The sequence below is a fragment of the Massilia sp. CT11-108 genome (assembly GCF_047302915.1).
Taxonomy (GTDB): Bacteria; Pseudomonadota; Gammaproteobacteria; order Burkholderiales; family Burkholderiaceae_D; genus Telluria; species Telluria orientalis.
Map to the genome: position 1 here is coordinate 1 of NZ_JBKYMO010000566.1, position 3302 is coordinate 3302.

4 protein-coding genes and 1 pseudogene are annotated in these 3302 nt (G+C 68.2%); 2 read left to right on the forward strand and 3 right to left on the reverse strand.

Features of this window, described 5'->3' with window-relative positions; translation table 11 throughout:
• A pseudogene (locus ACEN88_RS27475) lies at positions 1 to 544 on the reverse strand (two-component sensor histidine kinase); the annotation flags it as partial.
• Positions 541 to 1281, reverse strand: a complete 741-nt coding sequence (locus ACEN88_RS27480; protein WP_413344763.1) for a response regulator — start codon at positions 1279 to 1281, stop codon at positions 541 to 543. The pseudogene ACEN88_RS27475 and the gene ACEN88_RS27480, both read right to left, overlap by 4 nt.
• Positions 1282 to 1454: 173 nt before the next feature.
• Between ACEN88_RS27480 and ACEN88_RS27485 the strand changes: the two genes are divergently transcribed.
• Both ACEN88_RS27485 and ACEN88_RS27490 read left to right on the forward strand, forming a co-directional pair.
• On the forward strand, positions 1455 to 2147 hold the full coding sequence (locus ACEN88_RS27485; RefSeq protein ID WP_413344765.1) for a cytochrome c biogenesis CcdA family protein: 693 nt from the start codon (positions 1455 to 1457) through the stop codon (positions 2145 to 2147).
• Between the two features lie 10 nt (positions 2148 to 2157).
• Entirely contained in the window at positions 2158 to 2649 is a 492-nt protein-coding gene (locus tag ACEN88_RS27490; protein WP_413344766.1) for a thioredoxin family protein, read from the forward strand.
• Here the strand turns inward: ACEN88_RS27490 and ACEN88_RS27495 are convergent, their stop codons facing one another.
• Positions 2650 to 3159: an RDD family protein gene (locus ACEN88_RS27495; protein ID WP_413344767.1), complete on the reverse strand. Its 510-nt coding sequence runs from the start codon at positions 3157 to 3159 to the stop codon at positions 2650 to 2652. It abuts the gene before it with no gap.
• Positions 3160 to 3302: the final 143 nt, after the last annotated feature.

The following is a 3302-nucleotide window of genomic DNA, read 5'->3' on the forward strand; positions in this document are numbered from 1 at the left end:
GCACGGCCTGGCGCACCGCGAACCAGCAGCACGCGGCGAGGATCGCCAGCTGCGCCGCGAGCATGTACGGCAGCCATGGCGACAGCGGCACGCCGCGCATCGGCAGCACGTCGATGGTCAGCGGCGCACCGTCCGACAGGCGCAGGTGCACCTGCATGCGGCCCTCGTTCCCGAGGCCGTTCACGGACAGCGGATAGCTGCGGCCGATGCCCTGTTCGATCGAGTGCGCGATCTGCGCCGACAGCTTCTCGTCCGGCATCGCGCCCACCGTTTCGCCCGGCCCGAGGATGAAGCGGTAGCTGCGCCGCGCGAGGCGCGGCAGCCAGGCCGGGCGCTCGGCCGCCGGCAGCAGGTCGAGCAGGGCGACGGAGCTCGCGACTTCGCGTTCCACATACCCCATCATCAGGTTCGTCGTCGCCTGGTCGCGTTCCGTGAACGTGAGCGCGACGGACAGGCCCTGCGCGACTGCGAGGCCAGCGAACAGGATCAATGCGAGGCGTGCGTACAGGCTCCGTGGCCAAGGGATGGCCGACCGCGGTTTCATGTCCGGCCTTCCAGGATCGTCACCTCGGCCGAGAACACATAGCCCTCGTTGCGCAGGGTCTTGATGTAGCGGGGTTCGCGCGCGCCGTCGCCCAGGCGCTGGCGCAGGCGGCTCACGAGCAGGTCGATCGAGCGGTCGAAGAATTCCGCGTCGTTGCCGTGCGTGAGGCCCATCAGCTGGTCGCGCGACAGCACGCGCTGCGGGTGGTCGAGGAATACGCGCAGCAGGCGGTATTCCGCACCGCTCATCGCGACTTCGACGCCGTCCGCATCGAGCAAATGGCGGCCGACCGTGTCGAGGCGCCAGTCGCCGAACGCGATCAGTTTCGCGGCCTCCGTCACCTGCAGGTTCGGCGGCAGCATGCGCGTGCGGCGCAGCACGGCGCGGATGCGGGCCAGCAGTTCGCGCACGGCGAACGGCTTCGGCACGTAGTCGTCGGCACCGAGTTCCAGGCCGACGACGCGGTCCGTCTCGTCGTCGCGCGCCGTCAGCATCACGATCGGGACCGCGCGGTGCTTCCCCGCGCGCAGTTCGCGGCACAAGGTGAGGCCGTCCTCGCCGGGCATCATGATGTCGAGCAGGATCAGGTCGGGCGTCGCCTGCATCAGCGCGTTTCTCATCTCGCGGCCGTTGGCGGCCAGGGTGACGCGCAGCCCCTGCTTTTCCAGATAGGCGCCGACCAGTTCGCGGATGCCGCGGTCGTCGTCGACGACCAGGACGTGATCGGACTCGTTCATGGGTTCTCCTTCGTTGGTTGCAGGGCTACTGTAGCGCGACGTCGCGGCGTCATTATGTCCGAATGTGTCGGGGGCCGGACAGGACACATGGCCTGACAAAAATGGGAGGTTGCGGACACATCGCGTACACACCGCGGGCGTCCAATGGCGTCTCACACAACAAGGAGGCTCCCATGACCAACCCGATCGAATCCCCGCTTGCCCTGCTGGCCGGCCTGGCCACGGTGGCGTCGCCGTGCGTGCTGCCCGTGCTGCCGTTTCTGCTCGGCGCGACCGTGGAACAGTCGAGCCGCCGCCGTCCGCTCTTGATCGTGGCCGGCTTCGTACTGTCGTTTTCCGCGTTCGCGCTGGCGCTGGGCGCCGTGTCGAGCGCGGCGCAGCTGGCGCAGGAGACGCTGCGGAATATCGCGATCGTGCTGCTGGGTGTATCGGGCCTGCTGCGCATCTGGTCGCGGCCGTGGGACCTGCTCGTCGACGCCGTCCGCCCGCTGTGGGCGAAGCTGCGCGGCACCGGCGCCGTCCCGAAGCAGAGCGGCGCGTTCGTGCTGGGCCTGTCATTGGGCGCCGTGTGGACGCCGTGCGCCGGTCCCGTCCTCGCCTCGATCCTCGCCCTCGTCGTGCAGGCGCACGATCCCGGCAAGGCCGTGCGGCTCGTCGGCCTGTATGCGCTCGGTGCCGCGCTGCCGATGCTGGCGCTGATCCACGGCGGCCAGGCCATCGTCCAGCGGGTGCGCGGCGTGGCCCGCCATGCGGTGGCCCTGCAGCGCGCGTTCGGCGTGCTCGTGCTGGCCAGCGCGGCCGCGATCTGGTTCCAGGTCGACACACAGATCGCCGCCCACGTCCCGTCCATCTTCCCAACCCTGTAAGGAGTTCACCATGAAAATCCGTTCGCTCGTCCTCGCTGCCGCTTTCATCGCTGGCGGCGCACATGCAGCACCCGCACCGGAATTCGCCGGCATCGACAACTGGATCAACAGCGCGCCTTTGAGCATGCAGCAGCTGCGCGGCAAGGTGATGCTCGTGGATTTCTGGACCTACGACTGCATCAACTGCCAGCACGTGCTGCCGTACGTGAAAGGCTGGCACCAGAAGTACAAGGACCAGGGACTGGTCGTCGTCGGCGTGCACACGCCGGAATACGGTTTCGAGCGCAACCTGAACAACCTCAAGACGGCCGTGCAGCGCAACGGGATTACGTTCCCGGTCGCGCAGGACAACCGGTATGCCACCTGGAGCGCGTACAACAACCAGTTCTGGCCGGCGTTCTACCTCGTCGACAAGAAGGGCGAAGTGGTTTACACGCACTTCGGCGAAGGCGATTATGCGCAGACCGAGGCGACGATCCGCAAGCTGCTGGCGCAGCAGTGATTACGCCGCTTCGACGGGGGCGGCGGTCTTCACCTGCTTCGGCAGCTGCACCAGGCGGGTGCCGGCCAGGCGGTCGTGCAGGAACTGGCGGTCGCGGTCGAGGAAGGCCGTGAGACCCCACGCCAGCACGCCGACGGCGACGGCCGCGCCGATCTGGGCCTTGTCCTTCAGGCCCAGTGCCGTGCAGGCGAGGAGGGCGGGCAGGAACCAGCCCCAGGCCAGCAGGTAGCGCACGATGGCGATGCGCAACGGCAGGCGCGCGCCGCCGGTGGTGACGACCTGCATGCGCCACGTCTTCATCGCGAGGGTGTGGCCGCTGTTGGTCCAGCCCCAGGTGAAATACGCGCCGGTGACGACGAACAGCCAGACCTTCATCGCGTACTGGAACACGGGCGCGTGATTGTTGCGCGTGACGATGAGGAACAGCGCCACCGCCAGCATCTCCACCGCCAGCAACAGGAAGGTCTCGTAGACCATCGCGGTCAGGCGGCGCTTTATGGTCGGAGTCATGCTGGGGGTGTCGTGCATGGCGATCCTGTCTAGGCGTTGTTCGGCGTGATGCCCCAGTTGGCCGGGACCTGCTTTTCCGGCTCCGGTGCGGGCTGGGGATTGGCGGGCGGCTGCACCGGTGCGGGCTGCACGGGCGCCGGTGC